Genomic DNA, 21,988 nt, shown 5'->3' on the forward strand with positions numbered 1-21,988 from the left:
AAAATATTTATTGTAATGGTTGACATGCAAGGTGAATACTTTATAATTACAAGTAATCCGAGTAAATTAATGAGATTTATAGGAATAGGTGATTTTTAAAATGTTCATTGAGATAAGCGATGTGAATAAACAATATAGCGATAAAGAAAATCGTCCTGTTGACGTCTTGAAAGATATTAATTTATCCATTGAGAAAGGCCAGTTTGTTTCAATTTTAGGCCCTTCAGGATGCGGAAAGTCAACACTTCTTTCAATCGTCGCAGGGCTGACTAAAACAACTTCAGGCCACATTCAAATCGATGGCAAAGCCATAACAAAGCCCGGAAAAGACAGGGGAATGGTGTTCCAGCAGGCAGCCTTATTCCCTTGGCTGACAGTCATGGAAAATGTCACGTTTCCGCTGAAAAAAGAAATGAAGAAGAAAGATGCAGAGGAAACAGCACTTAAGTATCTGCAAATGGTTCAGCTGGGAAAATATATATCCCATTATCCTCATGAACTTTCTGGAGGCATGCAGCAGAGGGTGGCAATCGCGAGAGCACTTGCGATGAACCCGGAAACACTCTTAATGGATGAACCATTCGGAGCTCTTGATGAACAGACCCGTTCGCGTCTGCACGGACAGCTGGAAAACATTTGGACTGAGACGAAGAAAACCATTCTTTTTGTTACTCATAGCATCTCAGAATCTATTAAACTGTCAGATCGAATCATTGTTATGGGAACAAAGCCGGGAATCATTTTACAGGATATAACGGTTGATATACCCAGACCCCGTGAAGAACACAAAAAAGAAATGCTCGAGATTGAAGACCACATTATGAAATACCTGAAGAAGGAAATTGATAAAGTTGTAAGTGAGGAACTCCAATATGCAAACAGCCATTAAAAGGATTATATTTTTTGCAGCCATCATTGCATTTTGGGAGATTGGGTCACGGCTTGAACTTTGGCATCCTCTGATTTTCCCTTCCCTTTCCAGTGTATTCAGTGCTCTTGTTGAAGGGTTTCGGGATAAAACTCTCATTTATGATTTAATCGCCAGTTTTAAGAGGCTCGCAGTCGGTCTGGCTATCAGCCTTGTCATTGGCACATTGATTGGCATTCTCCTTGGAAAATCCAAAACAGCTGATGAAACACTGGGTGCAGTCATCCTTGCCTTGCAAAGTGTTCCCAGTATCGTATGGCTGCCGATCGCGATTATGTGGTTTGGATTAAATGAAAAGGCTGTTATTTTTGTAACCATACTTGGCGGTACATTTGTAATGGCTCTGAACATGCGAACAGGCATAAAAAATGTTTCACCATTATATATCAAGGCAGCTCAGACTATGGGAGCGAATGGAATTGACTTATTCACAAGAGTCATCTTTCCGGCATCCATTCCATACGTTGTCACTGGTTCACGACTTGCCTGGGCATTTGCCTGGCGTGCATTGATGGCGGGTGAGCTTTTAAGCACAGGACCAGGATTGGGCTACACACTTCGATATGCTTCAGACTTTGGAAGAATGGACATCGTAATCGGTGTCATGATTATTATTGGAGCTATCGGAATGATTGTTGACCAATTTATATTCCAGCGCATTGAAAAATCAGTCATAAAAAAATGGGGACTTGAGTCTTAATTTTGGAGGGGTATAAATGAAAAAGGCTATTTTATGGGTTGCTATATTATTTACTTTCACCGGGCTGCTTGCCGGATGCGGATCATCTGAGAAGAGCAGCGGAGGAGAAGACAAGATTGTCATCGGCTATTTCCCGAATATCAATCATGTGCCAGCAATGGTTGCGAAAGATCACGGCTATTTTGAGAAACAGCTTGGCGATGGTACTAAGGTAGAATATAAGACGTTTGCTGAAGGCGGTTCATTCATGACTGCCCTGAAAACAGGCGATATTGATGCAGGACTAGTAGGACCCGGACCAGCAATGAACAACTTCTCAACCGGAGCTGATGTTAAAATTATCGCCGGTGCCTCAACTGGCGGAACAGTTGTCCTTGCCAGAGAAGGAGTAAAAATTAACTCACTTGAAGACTTCCAGGGAAAAACGTTTATTACACCTGGCGTGGGCTGTACACATGATGTCCAGTATGAGACATATCTTGAAGATGCCGGCATCACTTCAGCTCGCATTGGCGGTACCATGAAGCATTTGACAGGCAACCCTGCACAATATGCAAGTATGCTGAAAACAGGTAAAGTCGATATTGCAGTTGCTCCCGAACCATGGGCAGCAGTCATTGAACAGGAAACAAACGCTGAAGTCGTAATTGGCTGGGATGAAGTATCCTTCGGTGAAACACTTCCGGCATCAGTATTGGTTGCTACTGGTGATGCTGTGAAGAACAGCCCGGAAAAAGTACAGAAAATCGTTGATGCACATAAAGATGCAGTTAAATTTATCGAAGAAAATCCTGAAGAAGCAAAAGCAATTACTATCAAAGACATTAAAGAAGTGACTGGCCAGGAACTGGAAAAAGAAGTCGTAGACCGCGCCTGGGAAAGAATCGGGTTCACTTACGATGTTGATGCAGACACCATCCAGGAATTTGCAGATTCATCCTACACTTTAAAATTCCTGAAAGATAAACCTGAATTCAGCGAACTGATTGCGAACAATTTTATTAAATAATCATACTTGAACCGGGGCCCGGATGGGTTCCGGGTTTTTGTTGTATTATAAGGATTGTTTGGCGCAACTGTGATAAGGAGGCAGCGCGAAAAAGAGACACGGAGGCTCGAATAACCTGCTGGATGACGCGATTATGGGAAGTTAGACGCATTAACGTTGTGATAGCGCAAAAAATTAAAAGATCAGTGCAATAACCTGTCCTGTAGACGCAATATAAGTCAGACATGAAGCAATAATGATAGATAATTACGCGATTACTCTTGATATTGTAAAAAGTCATATGCACGAAACCTACAAGAATTCGCGCTTTAAAGTAGTATATCCGCCCGAACCTGAAGCCTGCCACGATTAAAACGTGCCCCCGCGCAGAAAGAGCCTGGCCGCGCGTAAATCATCCAAATCCGCGCACAAAAGTAATAATCCCGCGCAAAACAGAAGCCAGCCCGCGCAAAAAAACGTGCCCCCGCGCAGAAAAGGAGCCCGCCCGCGCGTAAATCATCCAAATCCGCGCACAAAAGTAATAATCCCGCGCAAAACAGAAGCCAGCCCGCGCAAAAAAACGTGCCCCCCGGGCAGAAGGAGCCCGGTCGCGCGTAAATCATCCAAATCCGCGCACAAAAGTAATAATCCCGCGCCAAACAAAAGGAAGCCCGCGCAAAAAAACGTGCCCCCCGGGCAGAAGGAGCCCGGCCGCGCGTAAATCATTCAAATCCGCGCACAAAAGTAATAATCCCGCGCAAAACAAAAGGAAGCCCGCGCAAAAAAACGTGCCCCCGCGCAGAAAGAGCCCTGCCGCGCGTAAATCATCCAAATCCGCGCACAAAAGTAATAATTCCGCGCAAAACAGAAGGAAGCTCGCGCAAAAAAACGTGCCCCACGCAGAAGGAGCCCGCCCGCGCGTAAATCATCCAAATCCGCGCGAGCTTAACAACATCAGCAAACCAATCTCCAGGTTTAACTTTCACCCCAAAAAGGAAAAATACCATGCAAGTGACAAAACAACTTAGAAACAGGAGTGACGCAAATGAAAAAAGGTATGGGAGTTTTAATTGCCGTTATTGCGGCAGTAGTCATAGCAGGCATGATGCTGATGTCCAGTTATAACAGGTTTGTAAGTGCTGAGGAAAATGTGGATCAGGCTTATTCTCAAATTGAGAACCAGCTGCAGAGAAGGCTGGATTTGATTCCTAATCTGGTAAATACAGTAAAGGGATATGCTGCTCACGAGAAGGAGACAATTCAGGCTATATCAGATGCTCGTGCGAGATTGGCGGGAGCGGGGTCCCCTGAAGAGGAAGCAGCTGCAAACGCCGAGCTGTCAAGCGCTTTGAGCCGTCTGCTTGTAGTGGTGGAGAACTATCCAAATTTAAAAGCGGATAAGCAGTTTACCCAATTAATGGACGAGCTTGCGGGCACAGAAAATCGGATTTCGGTTGCCCGAAAGGATTATAACGACCAGGTTGCCGTATATAACAAACAAGTAAAAAGGTTCCCGGGTGCAATTGTTGCAGGGATAACCGGCTTTGATGAAAAAGAGTATTTTAGGGCGGATCCGCTGGCGAACGAAGCACCTGATGTTGACTTTGGAGGCAATGGGGAATGATCATCCGCTGGGTCTCTTTGGCCCTTCTTTTCGCAAATTTAATAATGGGGGCAATCCCAGTCCATGCAGATGAATCCATACCGCAGCCTGCTGGAGATATTTATGTCCAGGATTTTGCGGAGGTTCTGAATGACCAGGAAAAAACTGAATTGAATAACCTGGGGAGGCAATTGGAAGATCAGACATCTGCACAGGTTGCAGTGTTAACTGTTGGAACTACTGGAGACAGACCGATTGAAGAATATGCTAATGAAGCTTTCCGGTCTTATGGCATAGGCAGTGCCGCAGAGAATAATGGTGTCCTCTTGGTTGTGGCCATGGAGGATCGGAAGGTGCGGATTGAGGTTGGTTATGGGCTTGAAGGCCAAATTCCCGATGGAAAAGCAGGCAGGATTCTGGATGACGTCACCCTTCCATATCTCCAGGATGGCCAGCCTAACAGAGCTGTAATTGAAACCTATAAGGTGCTTGTACAGGAAGCTGCCGGGGAAGAAGTGAATTTAGGCGGCGATTATGCTGATGCCGGAACACAGGATAGAGGCATTGGCATACCGTCCTGGCTGATAATTTTAATTGTTGTTGGATTATTATTTCTGGACATTAAATTTTTTGGAGGAGCCTTTTCTTACGCCATCCTTTCCATTCTCTCAAGAGGTGGAAGTGGCGGTGGCGGTCCCCGGGGAGGGGGAGGCGGTTCTTCCGGCGGAGGAGGAGCCAGCCGAGGCTGGTGATAAATTGAAAAAGAGCGGGAGCTGCAATCTCCCGCTCTTTTTTATTATTATTTAATTGCAGTTACACAAACGGTTAATACGGGGCGGGCTTCTTTATAAGAAATGGAAATAGAATGGAAACCTGCCGCTTCCATATCAGTTTTGATCACCTGTCCGAGATTTTTGGCAATGGTGTCATCTGCTCCTTCTTCTCTTGGCTGGACGGTGATGGCAATTATTCCGTCTTCCTCAAGCATCCCATAGAGATACTGAAGAGACTCTCTTGGTTTTGTCCATAAAGGATAATTGTTTACTGAAAATATCTTATTATACGTTTTATCAGGGAAGTAATCGTGTATATCTTTTACGAACAATCTGACCTTTCCCTGACGGATATACTCATCATTCCGTTTGGCTGCTGAAGCCTTCATATCTTCGGATACATCAACTCCATCCGTTTCTGCATGGCGGAAGTGATCCATTATATGCCTGATGCTGTAGCCAGGGCCAAAGCCTACTTCTAAAATAGAGTCCCTGCGATTAATCTTTAATTGCTGTATTGTCCATTTGTTAATCTTGCGGTTCTCAAAATACATGATTTTTCCAGCAAGCTTCCCAAGTAATCCTGCGGGTTTCTGAAATTGTTTTGCTAATATATCGAACATGTCCCTCACCTCGTTGCTTAATACTTATATTTAGTCCCTTTAAAGCGGTCCTAAACCTATTCCGTAAAATGGATAAATAATTTTTAACTGGAAAAGGTACTAATATGAATTAAGATTGGAGGAAGTCCGGTGATTTATGGCGAAGATCAATACCGAAAAGATTTAAACCGGTATATTGACAATATCGACAGTCAGATTCATTCTATTTCCAAAACGCTAGAGGACTTCAGCTGCTGTATTTTATCTGATTTCGAGAACTTGCAGAGGGCGGTAACGGAGGCTCACACAATTGCTTCGACATATTATCTTCAGTCATATTTATCGCCGTATACCAAGGAATATTCGAGCTTATCATTGGCCGCCCAGCATTTATCGGAAAAAAGGCATGGCGGGCTTATTGTTGTGGAGAGAAGGCTGCCTATAGGCGATTACCTTCATAATGGGACTCCTATTGGAGCAAAAGTAAGCAGCACTTTGCTCGAAACCATTTTTTATCCTGGAAACCCATTGCATGACGGGGGTATTCTAATAAAAGAAGATACCATTATTTCTGCAGGCAACATCCTGCCTCTTGCCAATAAAACCATTGAGGGGAAAAAATTTGGGACAAGGCATAGAGCGGCAATGGGACTTACGGAAAAATCAGATGCTGTTGCTATTGTAGTTTCAGAGGAAACAGGCCGTATTTCTTTTGCAGTGGAAGGACAGCTGTATACAATCAGGACATGAAAATCCCCCTAAAATGGGGGATTTGTCATTATGACTTCTTATTAATTTGCTTTCCGCTTTTTTTCTGGCTTTGAGATTTATCATTTCCTGCCTGAAACTCGCTTCCCAGTTCAACATCGTTTCGTTTATCCTGTTTTTCAATTTGGGCTCTCGTTTGATTTGCATTTTGTCTGCCTTGTTTTGTCATATTTCATTCCTCCCTGTAAAAATAGCTGACAGTTTTAATATGCGCTATATCCGGGAATAGATGAACATTATATTGCTATTGACTTAAAAGAGGTGATTATATTGTGCGGCCGGTTTACACTAACAGAAACCATCGAAAAACTTCAGCTGCTGTTTGAATTTGAATATGCAGAGGGAGAGGTTTTACCCAGATATAATATCGCGCCAAGCCAGAATATCTTAACCATCATTGGAGATGGTAAACAGCGGATCGGCAGACAGATGAAATGGGGACTGGTCCCCTACAGGGCTAAAGACGAAAAAATTGCTTACAAAATGATAAACGCAAGAGCGGAAGGCATCGACTCGAAACCCAGCTTTAAAGCTCCTTTTAAAAGCAAAAGGTGCTTAATCCTTGCAGATGGCTTTTATGAATGGAAGAAAACCGAAGAAGGTAAACAGCCGTACCGGTTCATTATGAAAGATGATAAGCCGTTTGCCTTTGCAGGCATTTGGGATTCATGGCATAAAGGAGAAAATCCTCTAACGAGCTGTACAATTATTACAACGGGGCCAAATGAAGTAACCGAAGATGTTCATGACCGAATGCCGGTGATATTAAAGGAAAGCGATTTTGAGGACTGGCTTAATCCTCGTTTTAATGACACTGAATACCTGAAGTCATTGCTTGAACCTTATCCGGCTGAAAAAATGGATAAGTATCCGGTATCAAATAAAGTGAATTCACCAAAAAATGAGCTGGCAGAATTAATTTCTCCCCTTAATAGTTTTTAAAACGGACGCGGCGACGCGTCCGTTTTTTCAAAATGATAAGAAATTATAACTTTTAACTTTGAGTACTGTCTAGCTCCAGCGCCTACCTTCTCGAGGAGTCGGGGGTGAGCGCCAAGGGAAAGCTTCCTTGGATGTTCTTCGCAGTAACAAGCGCTTTGGCTTGTTTCGAAGGCGCTTCCGCTTTTCTTATCATCTGCTCACAAACATCGGAAGCTCCGTATGGCCCATTTCACGTACGTAGACAAACAAATTTCCTTTATGATGAATTTCATGATCCATTGCAAGCTGCAGCAGCTGGATGCCGGTAAATTCCATTCCAAATATCCGTGACATATCAATCGTTCTTTCTAACTCATCATTTGTTAATGATGAAATGATCTCAATGGTTTTTTCTGTGTAGTTTTCAGCGGCTTCAGAAAGGTTTGGGGCAATTTCTTCGAATTTCTCGCCAAACACTGCAGGGCTGCCTTCTTTTACTGTTTTGGAAAACATATAAAAAGAAGTAAGCATATGTGTTACAAGCTTGCCGGCCGCCATGCTTGTTTCAGTTGGTTTGTAGTCATAGTTATTTTCATCAATCTTCTTGATTAACTCATTAGTCACCTTTCTGTGAGATAAAAAATAGTTCAGAAATTTTTGTGCTCTTTCCATATTAAAGACCTCCTAAAAAAATTATCAGATTAACATTTCCACTTAACCTCTTTAAATACCTTTATATTTCAAAATATGTTTTGGACTGGCAGGGATTTTACAAAAACCGTGGAATTATTTAACAGGGGAAGATTTGGAAGAATCTCTATTATACAGACATAATGTTCATAAGGGGGAGATTCGTACATGGGGAAAAAGAAGAAAAAGAAAAGCCATGTGCCTTTTAGGGTTAATTTATTGTTTTTTGCTGTTTTTGTTTTGTTTTCAGTACTAATCTTAAGACTTGGCGTTGTCCAGATTGTAAATGGTGAGACATACAAAAAAGAAGTGGACAGGACGGAAGATGTCATCGTAGCTAATCCGGTTCCAAGGGGAAGGATGCTTGACAGGAACCATCAGGTTATTGTGGATAATATTCCAAAGAGTGCGATTACGTATACAAATCGGAATGCCAAACAGAAAGAAATGCTTCAGGTGGCAGAGCGGCTGGCCATTCTGATTGATAAAAAGACGGATAAAGTGACGGAACGAGATAAGAAGGATCATTGGATTCTAAAAAATCCTGATGCTGTCCGGGATAAAATAACTGATAAGGAATGGAAGCTGTTTAAAGAGAACAAATTGGATGATAAGCAAATTTATGAGATGCAGCTTAAGAGAATTACAGACGAAGATCTGAAACAGCTGAGCAAGCAGGATCTGGAAGTGCGGGCAATCTTCCGGGAATTTACGAGCGGTTATGCCATGACGCCGCAAATAGTCAAAAATGAGGATGTATCAAGTAAAGAATATGCTGCGGTAAGCGAGAACCTTCAATATCTTCCAGGGGTCAATACAACTACTGACTGGGATCGAACTTATGCTTTTGACAGTACGCTCCAGACAGTCCTGGGGAAGGTTACAGATACAAACGAAGGGCTGCCGCAGGAAAGGCTGGATTATTTTCTGGCCAGGGACTACAGCAGAAATGAACGCGTAGGTAAGAGCTATCTCGAAATGCAATATGAGGATGTTCTGCATGGCCAAAAATCAAAGGAAAAGCTTATTACTAAAAAAGGAGAAATTCTCGGAAGTGAACTGGTTTCTCAGGGCCAAAGAGGCAAGGATCTTGTTCTGACGATTGATATGGATCTGCAGAAGGCTGTGGAAAAAATATTGGAAGAGGAAATTTGGGCTGCAAAAAGGACTCGGGGAACATATTTAATGGATCGTGCGTTTGTCGTCCTAATGAATCCGCATACTGGTGAAGTTCTGACGATGGCAGGGAAAATGATAGACAAAGATGATGATGGCAAAACGGTTCTGCAGGATTATGCGCTGGGTACGATTGCCTCTTCTTATAATGTGGGATCCTCTGTAAAAGGGGCAACCGTTTTAACAGGATATAAAACCGGTGCAATTTCACCCGGGACTGCATTTTTAGATGCACCAATGAAAATTGCAGGTACACCACAGGTGAAAAAATCGTGGTTTAACTTTCAGGCAATCATGAACGAAACAAGGGCTTTGCGTATATCCTCAAACGTATATATGTTCAAAACAGCAATTGAAATTGCGGATGCGCGGTATGCATATGATCAGCCTCTGGGATTTAAAAACCCTAATGCATTTGAAGACATGAGAGAGTCATTCGGCCAATTTGGCCTCGGAGTCAGAACTGGCATCGATTTGCCGAATGAGGCGATAGGCTATGAAGGACCGCTTCGCTTGCCGGGATTTCTATTAGACCTTGCAATCGGACAGTATGATACCTACACTCCGATGCAAATGGCGCAATATATATCAACGATTGCAAATGGCGGCTATCGTATCCAGCCGCGCCTTGTAAAAGAAATCCGTGAGCCCGCCACAGAGCAGGAGGAGCTTGGCCGGATCTGGAAGGATATCCAGCCAACTGTCTTAAATACGATAGATGTAAGTGATAGAGAACTAAACACTGTCAAAGAAGGATTAAGACAGGTGATGCAGCATCCTGAAGGGACTGCATATCGAAGGTTCGCAGATGCGCCATATTCTCCAGCAGGAAAAACAGGTACAGCGGAAGCATTTTATGATGGCCCTCTCAAAAAAAGGGAGATGCATTAATAGATGTTATGAACTTGAGCCTTGTTGCCTATGCACCCCATAATAATCCAGAAATCGCCATGTCTGTCATTGTTCCATGGGCATACCAGGGAAGAAGCGGACATACAGCCAATTATGAAATTGGCAGAAAAGTATTAGATGCCTATTTTGAGCTGAAAAAGAAGCGGATGTCCGGACAGGAACAGTCGGCAGAAGAAGATTCTGAAACAGAAGAATCTAATTAAATATGAGTTTTAGCGGCCAATACTTGCTGGACAAAAAAGCCTTTCCTTATTGGGAATGGCTTTTTTTATACTTGAATTTATTTTTTAAGTGATGCAGTTTTTGTTTAATTAAAACCGGTTTGCCGCTTTTTCCGAAGACCTTACGATTCACCGCAAATTGAATCGTTTCTTCCAAAATAGCGAGGATAATAATAGGGATGAAGATTACCAGAATCCAGAACCACATGCCTCTGCTCCTTTCGTCTGATCGGCATACAATTTATTTATATTCAGGATTGAAACGATAATGATATTTATGGGAAAATCAGCCATGTATTTTTTGGACCGAACAATGTCCTGGTTATTTTCTTAAATAACCTATTATTTCTGAAATAAACTTCTGCTTTTTTAAAGGTTCTGTGTAGTTTAATGAAAAGGCATTCGGGAAAATAGCTTAAAAAGGAGGTCCTGACATGAAAACAATAAATGTAGAGCTTCAGTATGATGATCAGGAAATGAATAATACTCAGACAAAGGTATTTGATCAATTGAAGAACCAGCTCGAAGGAACAGGATTTAAAGTGGTAACGATTATGGAAAATGATCAATATCTAAAGGAGCACTCAGGTCTACCCAATCAAAAGAAAAACAAAGTGCTGCCATCTCAGCCTGAAGGAGCAGAACCTGATATCAATTCCAGCGGTGCCGGCGGTATGGTCTCCCCTGATTCCAGTGAAAGCAAATACTCTGAGTAAGTTACATGAGCCTTAGTCACATTCCGGACTAAGGTTTTTTTATTTTTAAAAAGGAATTAATACGCGTTTGGATAGAATTTACAAAAATAGAGAATTTGTTTGGAGGAGGGGCATTTATGAGTCAAAAGCTCTTAAGAGTGGGAATAGTCACATACCTGTCAGAAATGTAATGGATTCTTTAAACTGGTACACAGAGAATCTTGGAGCAGCAAAAAGTTTTAGGGATGAAAAGGGAAAAATGGCCATAATCAATATGGCAAGCCAAAGCTTTTTCCTTTTGGAAACACCTCAAAGAGGAAAGTCTTAATTTTAAGGGTTCTGACGGAAGATTGCGATTTTGTTTAACCTTTGAACTCAATGGAATAACAGAGCTCGAAAACTTGCATCGGGAACTTTTTGAGAAGGAAGTAAATACAGGAGCTATCGAAAATCGCGGGCATCCTGGCAGGAATTTTGTATCTTCTGACCCGGACGGCATCTTGTTTGATGTATGGAGTGAACTGAGCCCAAGTTTTAAGAAATAACCTTTAGGAAAGAGAGCAGACAATGGACTCTGCTCTCTTTTTACATATGGACATCTCTCCAGCAAATCCTTAGCAATTATCCGATTTGTGAAGATGTAGCGGCGGAGGAATAAGCCAGCCTTTTTCTTTATTCATTCGAAGAACCTTAACACCTAAAGCTGCTTTCTGAGTATGAAATTGGCCAAACATGCCTGCGATATCTTCACGGATACATTGGCCCATGATTGTACTGCAGCCAACCAATCCTGCTGCCAGGTCTCCTGCTAACTTTGCAGCTACTTCAGGATCCATGAATCGGGCACCTGGAGGGATATCATTTACACAAGCATCAGGTCTATCAGGTGGTGCGGGGGAAGACCGATCCCGTTTTCCTTTAACATCGCCTCAATTTGTTCCTCTTCCTGCTTGCAGAGGCGGATGGCTTCTTCAAGCATTTTCTTCAAGTCCCCATCCCCAGAGTGGCTAAGCATCGTTTGGTAGGCAGAGGTCATTCCCTTTCCTGCCAGCAAGTAGGACCATGTGCTATAAACCTCGCCATAATGCAAAGGCTCGTCCTTTGGATTTCCGCTTAAAATACCCATTGTATACCTCCTGAAAAGATTCATTTTTTGTGCCACCTTCCTTATAATGCACAGCTATATCATGCCCAACTAGCGTCTTAAAATGTCATTGAATATTAAATGGTTAAACTTCCTCAGTATGTGGTAAATATCGTATAAAAGATAGAGGAGATGAAAAACATGGACCAAACAAAAAAAACATATTATATAGATATTGAAAATGCGCAGATTTACACAGAACCAGTTGAAGCAGCCGAATGGCAGTTTAAAATTTTTGCAACAGATGAAGAATTAGCTCAGTTAAATGATTATATTAATGAGAATTATGATGCAGATCTTAAAACATTTGCCCGTGCACATGTCCCTTTCCTGGAATACCACAAAGAATCAAAAAATGATGAATATGATGCATCCATGGAAGGCATATATAAAATGATTTATGATCTGGGTGATGACAAAGCGCGGAGACATATAGAAGGGATGGGAATATTATAATCTAAAAAATGCAGCTGGTCTTTAATCGGACTGGCTGCTTTTGAAAAGATAATACATAAAAAAAGAACCGTCTCTTCTGTTTTCATCAGAATAACGGTTCTTATATTTGCTCCTGTATAATTGTTCTTTTTTGGTTTTTGTTTTTCTTGTGCGCATGTCCGCATTTGCAAATGGGCTTCGATTGCATTCAGGGTTTCTTTTTCCCTCACGTACTGCTTTTTCCCTTAACTTTTTCGCAGCTGATTTAGCCATATGACCAACTCCTTTTCAAGATTGTACCATAATGCCTAAATTGGAGGAATAATATTTGTTAACAGTAAGATAAAGAAAACAAGACCAATAAGTAAAAAGATAACCGAACCGAGAACAGCATAATTCGGTCTGAAGCTGAATTCCTCCCTTTTAGATATGAATCCAGTCATGGCACTTGCGGTGCTGTCCATAAACCTCGTAACCATACCGCCGCTGCTCGAAAACCATACAGTTAAAGCTGTAAAAACCACACCTGAAAAAAACATGATTTCGATGAATCGGATTGAAAAGGCACGTGAAGCGAGCAGGGTAATTAAAGTTTCTGCTGCTAGTGTAATGAACATTATAAATATATTTTTTTCATTATTCCGCCTCCTATATAGAAATACGCATGAATTTGGAAAAAGTTTCAATATTTTCGCAAGACCTTTGAAAAGGTCTTTTTTTTGTGCATTGTCTTCAGCAACATGCTCATTTAATATCCTTTCTTAAAGATAGGGGAATTTCCCCCTCTAATGGGGAAGTTCCCCGATATTGAAAAAGTCCTCCCGCTTTTACAATAAGGTTAAGGTAATTGTTTGTGAATGAGGAGGAGTTAATATGCAGGCAAAAGCTGCAGTCAATCAAAAAACAGGAAACACATTAAACAATGCGTTTGCATCTCATTTTGCCAAGTCGATGTTTTTATCTGTTACAGCATTAGCAATTCTTTCTTTTATTGGCACTAGAATGTTTACACATGTGGATTTAAACCTGTACGGATATATGGTCGGAACGATTGTGTTTATTGGAGGGTTTTTCTATAGGTTTATTGCCTGGGGCGAAAGGCCGCCAACAAAGCTTATCCTGAAAAAAGGATTGAAGCTGCTATTTAGAAAGTCAACGCCAAAAACGTCTGTTGAGCATCTTGCAACCTACAATTTTATCTGGAATAGGGGAATTTACCGATGGACTCAGCACGTGCTTATCGGCTGGGGCTGCATTTTATCCTGCTTCGTTACATTCCCTCTAGTTTTCGGATGGATGTATTTTACGATGGATGACAATGGCCATTACAACATTATTGCAATGGGCATGAAGGTAATGACTGTCCCTGCAGATGGCATCATTGCCACCCTTTCTTATAACGCGCTGAATATTACAGCAGTAATGGTAATCGCTGGAGTTTGCATGGCGCTGTATCGCCGTCTGAAAAATATGCAGGCAAGAGCAGAGCAGAAATTCCTATATGATTTCATGCCTCTTTATATGCTGCTTCTAGTCAGCATCACAGGGTTGGCTTTAACCTTTATGAATCTCTTTTTACACGGTGCAGGACAGCCGGCAATGTCATTGATCCATCAGTGGTCAGTCATCATTACACTGATTTACCTGCCATTTGGAAAGCTTGCACATATTCCTTTCCGCCCAATGAGTGTTTTGGCAAGAAACTACAGAGAACATTATGCCGAACAGGGCATGAAGGAATGCAAGGTGTGCGGAGATCAGTTTGTTTCATCAGAACAATCAAAAGATGTCGTCGATGTACTCGGCGTGAACGATATTGAATTTAAAGCAAAGGAAGGACATCATCTTGCAGAAATGTGCCTCCCTTGCAGAAGGAAATACCGGATTGCACAATTTTCCGGATTCCCCACTCATGAAGTGAAGGTCAAGGAGGCAAACCAGAATGCAAAGGGATAAGTTTTTTAAAGAAATTGAGAATCTAAACCATCCGAATGAAAAATTGATCAAAACACATTGCAGCTATTGCGGCATGCAATGCGGAATGAACTTGAGGGTTAATACACAGACAAATAATATCATTGGGGTCGAGCCCCGGTATGACTGGCCGGTTACGGTCGGGAAAATGTGCCCTAAAGGGGTTACCGCCTACCAGCAGACCAACCACAAGGACCGCCTGCTGAAACCGCTGATCCGGGATGATGCTTCGTTGAAAGGAACCACAGAAGGGTTCCGTGAAGCAAGCTGGGATGAAGCATACGATTTAATTGCAAAAAAATTTAAAGAGCTTCAAACAGAATTCGGAAAAGATTCACTCTCCGTCTTCAGCGGGGTATCAATGACAAATGAAAAATGTTATTTGACAGGTAAATTTGCCCGTGTTGCTCTTGCAACGCGATATATTGACTATAACGGACGTTTCTGTATGTCAAGCGCTGCCGGCGGTTTCCTCCGTTCTTTCGGAGTTGATAGAGGGTCAACATTGCCTTGGACAGATATTCATGAAACAGATTGCCTGTTTATCGCTGGAAGCAATACGGCTGAATGCCATCCAACTTCCATGTTCCGCATTTGGAACGTTCAGGAAAGAGGCGGTTATATCATTGTAGTCGATCCACGGGAAACGCCAATTGCCAGAAGAGCTGACCTTCATCTCGACCTGCAGCCCGGAACAGACCTTGCACTTGCAAACGGAATTGTTAATCAATTGATTGAAATGGGCTATATAGATGAAGAGTTTATTAATAAACATACCAACGGATTTGAAGAAACAAAGGAACTTGTAAAGGATTTCACACCTGAATATACAAGTATGCTGACTGGTGTGGCGGAGGAAAAAATCATTCGTGCTGCAGAAATATACGGAAAAGCTCCAAATGCAGTTGTCATGTTTGCACGAGGTGTTGAACAGCAGCATAAGGGTGTTGATAATGTTTCCGCCTACACCAATATGGCGCTTGTTACTGGAAAGATTGGCCGTCCGAAAGCCGGCGTAGCCACATTCACCGGTCAGGGCAATGGACAGGGCGGAAGAGAGCATGGACAGAAATCGGATTTGCTTCCAGGCTACCGAAAAATTACTAACCCGAAACATGTTGAAGAAGTATGCAGTGTTTGGGGAATTACACCTGAAGAAATGCCGCAGCCTGGTGTATCTGCTTATGAAATGATTGAGCTGATGGAGCAAAAAACGATTCGCGGTTTATACCTTCTATGTTCCAATCCTGCTGTATCTGCACCAAATCAACATTTTGTCAGGAAAGCATTTAAGGCTCTGGATTTCATGGTATGCTCCGATTTCTACCTTTCTGAATCGGCAGAATTTGCAGATGTTGTTCTTCCTGCAGTCACATGGTCAGAAGATGAAGGAACAGTAACGAATATTGAAGGCCGCATTATTAAAATCAATAAAGCCCAGGAACCTGTTGGGGAATCGAAGCCGGACTGGCAAATACAAGTGGAGCTGGCTGAACGTTTAGGAAAAGGAAAATACTTTTCTCACCTAAAAACGGCACGAGATGTTGCAGATGAGTTCAGACTGGCTACCAAGGGCGGCTATGCTGATTACTATGGAGCTACCTGGGATAAAATCGACAAGCAGGATGGAGTTTTCTGGCCATGCAAAAATGAAAAGGATGAAGGGACACCACATATGTTCCTTGATAAGAAATTTTATCATCCGGACGGCAAAGCAAAAATATGCGCACTTCCATACCGTCCGCCAGCGGAAGAACCATGTGAAAAATATCCGCTCCGTTTAACAACTGGCCGGGTGGTTTACCATTACCTATCCGGTAATCAGACTAGAAGAATTCCATTCCTTCATGATATGTGCCCTGAACCATTTGTGGAGATCCATCCGGAAACAGCATCAAAATATAATATGGAACATGAAGAAAGGGTCCGTTTATTTACCAGAAGAGGCGAGGCCATCTATAAAGTCAAAATTACGGAAGCCATCCGCAAGGATACCGTCTTTGTTCCATACCATTTTGGACATGAGGATTCTATTAATCTATTAACAATTGCAGCATTAGATCCTATTTCCCGAATGCCTGAGTTCAAGGCATGTGCTGCACAGCTGGAAAAAGTCGAATTAAAGAAGGTGCAATAAATGAAGAAGAGGCTGTATTTAGAACTTGAAAACTGTATAGGATGCCGTTCTTGTCTGGCAGCATGTACACAATGCGGGGGGCATGAGGAGCGCAACAGGAATTATGTGTATGATGTAAATCCTCTTGTGAACCGGCAGACGATGCCTCTCATGTGCCTTCACTGTGAAAATCCGGCATGTGCCCGAAGCTGTCCGGCCCAGGCTATTCAAATTCATGAGACAGGCGCTGTGTTATCTGCACTGGTGGAAAAGTGTATTGGCTGCCAGAACTGCACAATTGCCTGCCCATATGGCATACCAAAATTTGATCAAGAGCAGAACTTAATGTACAAATGCGACCTATGTATTGACCGTACTAAAGATGGAATTCCTCCTATGTGTGCGAGTGTATGTCCATCCAACACGCTGCAATGGCTGACAGATGAAGAAATTGAAAACAAGAAGAAGCAATTTAACCTTGATAACGGCAAATGGGTAACAAGCATGCCATACCTAGAAGGCGAAACAAACGTTAAGGTAAATCTGCCGGGAATCCTGCAGGGGATTACAAAGCTGTTTTAGGAGGGATTAGGGATGTCTGATAAGAATAACAAGATTCCCTTTAATGAAGATAATTATACGCATAATATCGAACGGAATAACGAAAGAAAACTGGATAGACGCGGGTTCATGAAAACTTTGGTTGGTGCCGCCGGTGTATTTGCGGTTTCCTCCCTTCCCTGGGGGCAGTTGCTGCCAAAGAATTAATGGGGCTTGGCGAAAAAGAATATCCTCATAAGAAAATAACTGAAGTAAGCAAGCTGCCAATCGGTGATGCAGTGGAGTTCAAGTTTCCTGGGGATCATGATGACGCCATTTTAATCCGCTTATCAGAGAACAAATATGTCGCCTATCAGAATGCGTGCACACATTTGCGCTGTCCGGTATTTTGGGTGAAGGAGCAAGGTGAAATGATCTGCCCTTGCCACCACGGCAAGTTCGATGTGGAGACTGGTTCGCCAACTGCGGGACCGCCAAGAAGGCCGCTTCCGGAAATCCAGGTTAAGGTGGAGAATGGAGCAATCTTTGCAGTGAGGGTGAAACGTTATGAAGCGTAGCTACCTGGGTGTCATCATTTTGGCCGCGATATTAATGATGAATATTGTCTTTACCCAATATATGGTCCACCAATACTATTACGAAAACTATGTAAATGTACTGATTTTCGGCGGACTGAATATTGTTCTTTTTCCCTTGGCTGTATTCGCTTATAAAAAGACGATTAACAAGAGGGCGTGATTTTTATGAACAGTGAGACATATCTTGATTTTTGTTTTGTAAGAGAACAATCCGGGGATTTTGCTCCAGAAGTGGATCAGCTCCTTTCCGAACTATTCAAGGGAGTCCGCCTGAACTGGTATTTGGATGAGAAATCTCATGACGGCATGAACATTGTTGTAGCAGAGATAAAAGGGATGAGCAAATGGCAATCAGAAGAAGAAACCATTGAATTCATAGAAGAACATGCAAGTGAAACATTCTGGAAATATCTGCAGGGTTATCAAATGTATATTTACCCTGCAAAAGAGGTGCGGCAGCTGTGGAACTCATTAAAAAAGAAGATTTGGACCGCTTTGTCCGGCAAAATGTGCAGGTGGCAATTTTAGATGAAAAGGGAAATGACAAAGCCCCTTTTGTTCACAAAGAAATAATAAAAACCGGGCTCTGTCCGGATGGAACACATTTGCGTATTTATTTTGACCGCATGAATTTTTTTGCAGTCCCGCTGACTTCCTCTGTGGAAGCATCTGATAGCAGGTGGGCTGCTTTTGATCAGGAAGCCGGATTAAAATATGTAATAAAGAAGAGAGTGTGAACACAATGATCAGAAAAATACAGCTGCCTTTGCAGACGTTAAACTTAGTAGCCGGGTTTATGGTTTGGGTGCTGATATCCTCCCTTATGCCGTTTATTAAGGAAGATATCAGTATTCCAGCCGACAAGCTAGCCCTTGTAACAGCAGTTCCGGTAATCCTTGGATCGCTGCTGCGCATTCCTCTGGGGTATTATGCTAATCAGTTTGGCGCAAGAATAATCTTTATGCTGAGCTTTATTCTATTATTATTTCCAGTCTATTATATCAGTATAGCTGATTCCATTACTGATTTACTGATCGGGGGATTATTCCTCGGTCTTGGAGGAGCGGTGTTTTCTGTCGGTGTTACATCTCTTCCAAAGTATTATCCAAAGGAGCGCCATGGGTTTGTAAATGGAATATACGGGGCAGGCAATCTTGGAACAGCCATAACCGCATTTGCGGCTCCGGTTGTTGCCACAAAGTTTGGATGGTCCCTAACCGTACAAATCTATCTTGTCCTGCTCGGAATCTTCATTGCAGCAAACTTCTTGCTTGGTGATAAAAAAGAAGTTAAAGTGCAGACTCCGCTTCTGGAACAGATTAAAGGCGTATATAAAAATGAAAAGCTGTGGCTCTTGAGCTTATTCTATTTCATTACTTTCGGATCATTTGTTGCGTTTACCATTTATCTTCCAAATTTCTTAGTTGCTCATTTTGAACTCGATAAAGTGGATGCGGGATTAAGGACAGCCGGATTCATCGTCCTTGCAACTGCCATGAGACCGATTGGCGGATGGCTTGCAGACCGTTTCCATTCTTTAATTCTTCTAATGTTTGTCTTTGGAGTATATACCATCTCTGCAGTAATTCTATCATTATCTCCGTCAATTACATGGTATACATTTGGATGCTTAAGCATTGCTCTATCAGCGGGAATTGGGAATGGTGTTATCTTTAAGCTGGTGCCTATGTACTTCCAGCAGCAGGCGGGTATCGTAAACGGAATTGTTTCCGCAATGGGCGGCCTGGGAGGGTTTTTCCGCCGCTGATCCTGACCCTGTTATTTAATATCACCGGCCATTATGCGATTGGCTTTATGGCATTGTCAGAAGTGGCGCTTGCCAGCCTGATTCTGGTTGTCTGGATGTACTTCCAAGGTAAAATGGAAATTGCGAGCCAGGTGATTGATCATACAATTGAAGGAATTCTGGTAACGGATAAGGGCGGTAAAATAATCTCTGTAAACCCTGCTTTCACAGAAATAACCGGTTACAAGGAAGAAGAAGTAGTCGGCAAAAATCCGAATATCCTTAAATCAGGGAAGCAGACTAAGGGCTTTTACCAGGACTTATGGACTTCAATCGAAAAAAATGGATTCTGGCAAGGGGAAATATGGAATTGCCGCAAAGACGGAGAAGAATATCTCCAATGGCTTACCATTAGTGCTATTAAAAATGATGCTGGAGATGTAGTCCAATATGCGGGCATGTTTAGTGACATTTCCAGCCATCGGGTAAAAAAAGCAAAGTAAAAGCAAAAATAAAGTCGTAAGGAGGAGGGGTGAAATGGAGATCCAGCCAGCAAAGAAAAATATCAGTTCCTATATTATTCAATCTCAGGAAGATGAGATCAAGCGCATCGCCCTGGAGCTTCATGAAGGGGTCGGGCAGACGCTCTACAGCTTATATACAGGCATGCAGTTCATTCAAACTGCGGTCGATCAGCCCGAGATGAGAGGCTATATTGGAGATATGGCGCAAATGATGGAAAAAACGATTCAGGAAATCAGGCTACTGGCTGTGGAATTGCATCCCCCTGCTCTGGGAACCCTCGGCCTGCTGCCGGCGCTGAAAAGTTATCTGAAATTATACACTTCCACATATGGAATAACAGTGGATCTTCAAAATGAGGGGATGGAAGTCCAAATCAATGAAAGAGAAAGCATTACTTTGTTCCGAGTTTGCCAGGAAGCTCTGGCAAACATAGCCAGGTATGCTGACACAATGAGTGCAGCCATCTTCCTGCAATGGAAACCGGGACAGCTTTCTATAAACATTGAAGACAAGGGGAAGGGCTTTGATGTTAATGCTGGAATGCAAAAATCGTCTGGTCTTGCTGCCATGATTGAAAGAATGTGTTTAATCAGCGGCAAGTGCGTCATCAGCTCCAAAATCGGTGAAGGGACTACAATAGATATCAGCCTTCCGTTATACTAAGATTATACTTAACAAGGGGCCTCGCAAAGCGGCTCCCTTGTTGCCTATAAAAGATTTTTAGCACTGGAATTGTTGCTTTGTACTTCGAGAACTGTCCGGCGCAAGCAGCCTGCCCCCTCGGGCAGGCAAGGCGCTTGTGCTTTTCTCGTGCGGACAAATGGTAAAGGGGGAGCAAGGTTGATCAATATTTTACTTTGCGACGACCACGCGGTAGTCAGAATGGGTTTGAAAATGCTTTTAAATAACCATGAAGATATGCAGGTGGTCGGTGAAGCTTCGGAAGGCAACGAGGGGATTCAGCAGGCTCTTGAATTAAAGCCTGATGTGGTAGTAATGGATTTGAGCATGCCCCATGGAAAAGATGGCATGTCGGCAACGTCAGAATTGAAAAAATTAAAACCGGAAATACAGATCCTGATTTTGACCATGCATGATGATGAAGAGTACTTATTCAGAGCGATCCAAGCGGGTGCGTCCGGATGTATTTTAAAAAGTGCTCCTCATGATGAACTGCTCGCAGCAATCCGGTCTGTTGCAAGCGGGAATGCCTATTTGCATCCGTCTGCAACTAAAAGGCTGATGGAAGAATATATCGGAAGTGTAAAGCAGGGGAACACCGATACATTCAACCTGTTGTCTGACAGGGAGAAAGAGGTTCTTACTTTAATAGCCAAAGGGTTTTCCAATAAGGATATTGCTGAACAGCTTGTGATTAGTGTAAAGACAGTTGAAACCCATAAAGGTAATTTAATGGAAAAACTTCAGATGAAAACCAGGCCGGAACTAGTAGCGTATGCTTTAAAGAAAGGGCTGCTTGGTTATGGAATATAAGGGTTGCAGCCCGGGGGAAGTGCACTTATTGATCAGGCTTGTGAAAAGGTGCTGACAGAGCTGGACTGTGATTTTGTCGGATTGGCACTGCAAAATACAGATGGCCCGGATGTAAGATGGCATTATGCAGCAGGAAATAGCAACGAAAAATATAAGCGGATTACAGTAAGGTACGGCAAAGGCATTGCAGGAAAGGTAATTTCAACCGGCAGGCCGATGTACGTAGAAAACTTCCCGGAATATGTTGCTGGAAAGGCATTGGAATACCCGATTATGCTTGCTGAAGCCCTGAAGTATGCATATGCTGTTCCCATTCATTTTAAAGGAATCCCTAAAGGGGTCTTCTTGATCGGGAACCGGTCAGGTCAGCCTATAAATGAAAACAAGCAAAACACTGCAAGGAATGCAGCGAGGACACTTGAACTCTAGCTGAATGG

At 42.6% G+C, this 21,988-nt stretch carries 24 protein-coding genes and 4 pseudogenes; 21 read left to right on the plus strand and 7 right to left on the minus strand.

Annotated elements, in window-relative coordinates; all coding sequences use genetic code 11:
- The first annotated feature begins 100 nt into the window (after nt 1–100).
- From M5V91_RS02915 to M5V91_RS02935, 5 genes are all read left to right on the plus strand, one after another.
- Nucleotides 101–889, plus strand: coding sequence for an ABC transporter ATP-binding protein (locus tag M5V91_RS02915; protein ID WP_251175006.1), 789 nt, complete (start codon nt 101–103; stop codon nt 887–889).
- The gene (locus M5V91_RS02920) at nt 873–1,628 is read left to right on the plus strand and encodes an ABC transporter permease (RefSeq protein ID WP_251175005.1); all 756 of its coding nucleotides are present in this window, start codon (nt 873–875) and stop codon (nt 1,626–1,628) included. Before M5V91_RS02915 ends, M5V91_RS02920 begins: the two co-directional genes overlap by 17 nt.
- A gap of 16 nt (nt 1,629–1,644) precedes the next feature.
- Nucleotides 1,645–2,637 (plus strand): aliphatic sulfonate ABC transporter substrate-binding protein, encoded by a 993-nt coding sequence (locus M5V91_RS02925; RefSeq protein ID WP_284521709.1) that lies wholly within the window; start codon nt 1,645–1,647, stop codon nt 2,635–2,637.
- A 1,024-nt stretch (nt 2,638–3,661) separates the two neighbouring features.
- Nucleotides 3,662–4,240 carry a LemA family protein gene (locus M5V91_RS02930; RefSeq protein WP_019381167.1) on the plus strand — a complete coding sequence of 193 codons (579 nt, stop codon included), beginning with the start codon at nt 3,662–3,664 and terminating at the stop codon, nt 4,238–4,240.
- Nucleotides 4,237–4,971 (plus strand): TPM domain-containing protein, encoded by a 735-nt coding sequence (locus M5V91_RS02935; RefSeq protein WP_217032352.1) that lies wholly within the window; start codon nt 4,237–4,239, stop codon nt 4,969–4,971. Before M5V91_RS02930 ends, M5V91_RS02935 begins: the two co-directional genes overlap by 4 nt.
- A gap of 47 nt (nt 4,972–5,018) precedes the next feature.
- Here the strand turns inward: M5V91_RS02935 and M5V91_RS02940 are convergent, their stop codons facing one another.
- Complete coding sequence (locus tag M5V91_RS02940) at nt 5,019–5,615, minus strand: class I SAM-dependent methyltransferase (protein WP_251175003.1); 597 nt, start codon at nt 5,613–5,615, stop codon at nt 5,019–5,021.
- A 129-nt stretch (nt 5,616–5,744) separates the two neighbouring features.
- On the opposite strand from M5V91_RS02940, the gene cdaS reads away from it, so the two are divergent.
- The gene (gene cdaS, locus M5V91_RS02945) at nt 5,745–6,344 is read left to right on the plus strand and encodes a sporulation-specific diadenylate cyclase CdaS (RefSeq protein WP_071155159.1); all 600 of its coding nucleotides are present in this window, start codon (nt 5,745–5,747) and stop codon (nt 6,342–6,344) included.
- Nucleotides 6,345–6,372: 28 nt separating this feature from the next.
- Here the strand turns inward: cdaS and M5V91_RS02950 are convergent, their stop codons facing one another.
- Nucleotides 6,373–6,531: a hypothetical protein gene (locus tag M5V91_RS02950; protein ID WP_009333479.1), complete on the minus strand. Its 159-nt coding sequence runs from the start codon at nt 6,529–6,531 to the stop codon at nt 6,373–6,375.
- Nucleotides 6,532–6,632: 101 nt separating this feature from the next.
- On the opposite strand from M5V91_RS02950, the gene M5V91_RS02955 reads away from it, so the two are divergent.
- A complete protein-coding gene (locus M5V91_RS02955; protein WP_251175002.1) occupies nt 6,633–7,304 on the plus strand; it encodes an SOS response-associated peptidase in 672 nt (223 codons plus the stop codon).
- Between the two features lie 189 nt (nt 7,305–7,493).
- Here M5V91_RS02955 and M5V91_RS02960 read toward each other — a convergent pair whose 3' ends face one another.
- Nucleotides 7,494–7,955: a DinB family protein gene (locus M5V91_RS02960; RefSeq protein WP_009333481.1), complete on the minus strand. Its 462-nt coding sequence runs from the start codon at nt 7,953–7,955 to the stop codon at nt 7,494–7,496.
- Nucleotides 7,956–8,141: 186 nt separating this feature from the next.
- On the opposite strand from M5V91_RS02960, the pseudogene M5V91_RS02965 reads away from it, so the two are divergent.
- A pseudogene (locus tag M5V91_RS02965) lies at nt 8,142–10,264 on the plus strand (peptidoglycan D,D-transpeptidase FtsI family protein).
- Between the two features lie 46 nt (nt 10,265–10,310).
- Here M5V91_RS02965 and M5V91_RS02970 read toward each other — a convergent pair.
- Nucleotides 10,311–10,490, minus strand: a complete 180-nt coding sequence (locus M5V91_RS02970) for a hypothetical protein (protein WP_009333483.1) — start codon at nt 10,488–10,490, stop codon at nt 10,311–10,313.
- A 226-nt stretch (nt 10,491–10,716) separates the two neighbouring features.
- On the opposite strand from M5V91_RS02970, the gene M5V91_RS02975 reads away from it, so the two are divergent.
- Nucleotides 10,717–10,998 carry a hypothetical protein gene (locus M5V91_RS02975; RefSeq protein WP_019381172.1) on the plus strand — a complete coding sequence of 94 codons (282 nt, stop codon included), beginning with the start codon at nt 10,717–10,719 and terminating at the stop codon, nt 10,996–10,998.
- Nucleotides 10,999–11,065: 67 nt separating this feature from the next.
- Entirely contained in the window at nt 11,066–11,305 is a 240-nt protein-coding gene (locus M5V91_RS30875; protein WP_034296749.1) for a hypothetical protein, read from the plus strand.
- A 286-nt stretch (nt 11,306–11,591) separates the two neighbouring features.
- On the opposite strand, the pseudogene M5V91_RS02985 reads toward M5V91_RS30875, so the two are convergent.
- Nucleotides 11,592–12,103: pseudogene (locus M5V91_RS02985) on the minus strand (DUF3231 family protein).
- A 159-nt stretch (nt 12,104–12,262) separates the two neighbouring features.
- Here M5V91_RS02985 and M5V91_RS02990 point away from each other — a divergent pair.
- On the plus strand, nt 12,263–12,577 hold the full coding sequence (locus tag M5V91_RS02990) for a hypothetical protein (RefSeq protein WP_019381175.1): 315 nt from the start codon (nt 12,263–12,265) through the stop codon (nt 12,575–12,577).
- Nucleotides 12,578–12,598: 21 nt separating this feature from the next.
- Here M5V91_RS02990 and brfA read toward each other — a convergent pair whose 3' ends face one another.
- On the minus strand, nt 12,599–12,829 hold the full coding sequence (gene brfA, locus M5V91_RS02995; RefSeq protein WP_251175001.1) for a ribosome rescue factor BrfA: 231 nt from the start codon (nt 12,827–12,829) through the stop codon (nt 12,599–12,601).
- Nucleotides 12,830–12,864: 35 nt separating this feature from the next.
- Complete coding sequence (locus M5V91_RS03000) at nt 12,865–13,173, minus strand: hypothetical protein (RefSeq protein ID WP_157380221.1); 309 nt, start codon at nt 13,171–13,173, stop codon at nt 12,865–12,867.
- A gap of 256 nt (nt 13,174–13,429) precedes the next feature.
- On the opposite strand from M5V91_RS03000, the gene M5V91_RS03005 reads away from it, so the two are divergent.
- The 10 genes and pseudogenes from M5V91_RS03005 (at nt 13,430) to M5V91_RS03050 (ending at nt 21,980) form a co-directional block, all read left to right on the plus strand.
- Nucleotides 13,430–14,512 carry a hypothetical protein gene (locus tag M5V91_RS03005; protein ID WP_019381177.1) on the plus strand — a complete coding sequence of 361 codons (1,083 nt, stop codon included), beginning with the start codon at nt 13,430–13,432 and terminating at the stop codon, nt 14,510–14,512.
- On the plus strand, nt 14,499–16,667 hold the full coding sequence (locus M5V91_RS03010) for a molybdopterin oxidoreductase family protein (RefSeq protein ID WP_019381178.1): 2,169 nt from the start codon (nt 14,499–14,501) through the stop codon (nt 16,665–16,667). Before M5V91_RS03005 ends, M5V91_RS03010 begins: the two co-directional genes overlap by 14 nt.
- A complete protein-coding gene (locus M5V91_RS03015) occupies nt 16,668–17,228 on the plus strand; it encodes a 4Fe-4S dicluster domain-containing protein (RefSeq protein WP_009333499.1) in 561 nt (186 codons plus the stop codon).
- A gap of 12 nt (nt 17,229–17,240) precedes the next feature.
- Nucleotides 17,241–17,764: pseudogene (locus M5V91_RS03020) on the plus strand (Rieske (2Fe-2S) protein).
- Nucleotides 17,754–17,945, plus strand: coding sequence for a hypothetical protein (locus tag M5V91_RS03025; RefSeq protein WP_251174999.1), 192 nt, complete (start codon nt 17,754–17,756; stop codon nt 17,943–17,945). The pseudogene M5V91_RS03020 and the gene M5V91_RS03025 overlap by 11 nt, the downstream one beginning before the upstream one ends.
- Nucleotides 17,946–17,950: 5 nt before the next feature.
- Nucleotides 17,951–18,313, plus strand: coding sequence for a hypothetical protein (locus M5V91_RS03030; protein ID WP_284521710.1), 363 nt, complete (start codon nt 17,951–17,953; stop codon nt 18,311–18,313).
- Between the two features lie 214 nt (nt 18,314–18,527).
- Nucleotides 18,528–20,035 (plus strand): annotated as a pseudogene (locus M5V91_RS03035) (nitrate/nitrite transporter).
- A gap of 34 nt (nt 20,036–20,069) precedes the next feature.
- Nucleotides 20,070–20,720, plus strand: coding sequence for a sensor histidine kinase (locus M5V91_RS03040; protein WP_019381180.1), 651 nt, complete (start codon nt 20,070–20,072; stop codon nt 20,718–20,720).
- Nucleotides 20,721–20,897: 177 nt separating this feature from the next.
- Entirely contained in the window at nt 20,898–21,551 is a 654-nt protein-coding gene (locus M5V91_RS03045) for a response regulator (RefSeq protein WP_009333508.1), read from the plus strand.
- Between the two features lie 3 nt (nt 21,552–21,554).
- Nucleotides 21,555–21,980, plus strand: coding sequence for a GAF domain-containing protein (locus M5V91_RS03050; RefSeq protein ID WP_284521711.1), 426 nt, complete (start codon nt 21,555–21,557; stop codon nt 21,978–21,980).
- Nucleotides 21,981–21,988 lie beyond the last annotated feature (8 nt).

The organism is Cytobacillus pseudoceanisediminis (assembly GCF_023516215.1).
Classification (GTDB): Bacteria; Bacillota; Bacilli; order Bacillales; family Cytobacillaceae; genus Cytobacillus; species Cytobacillus pseudoceanisediminis.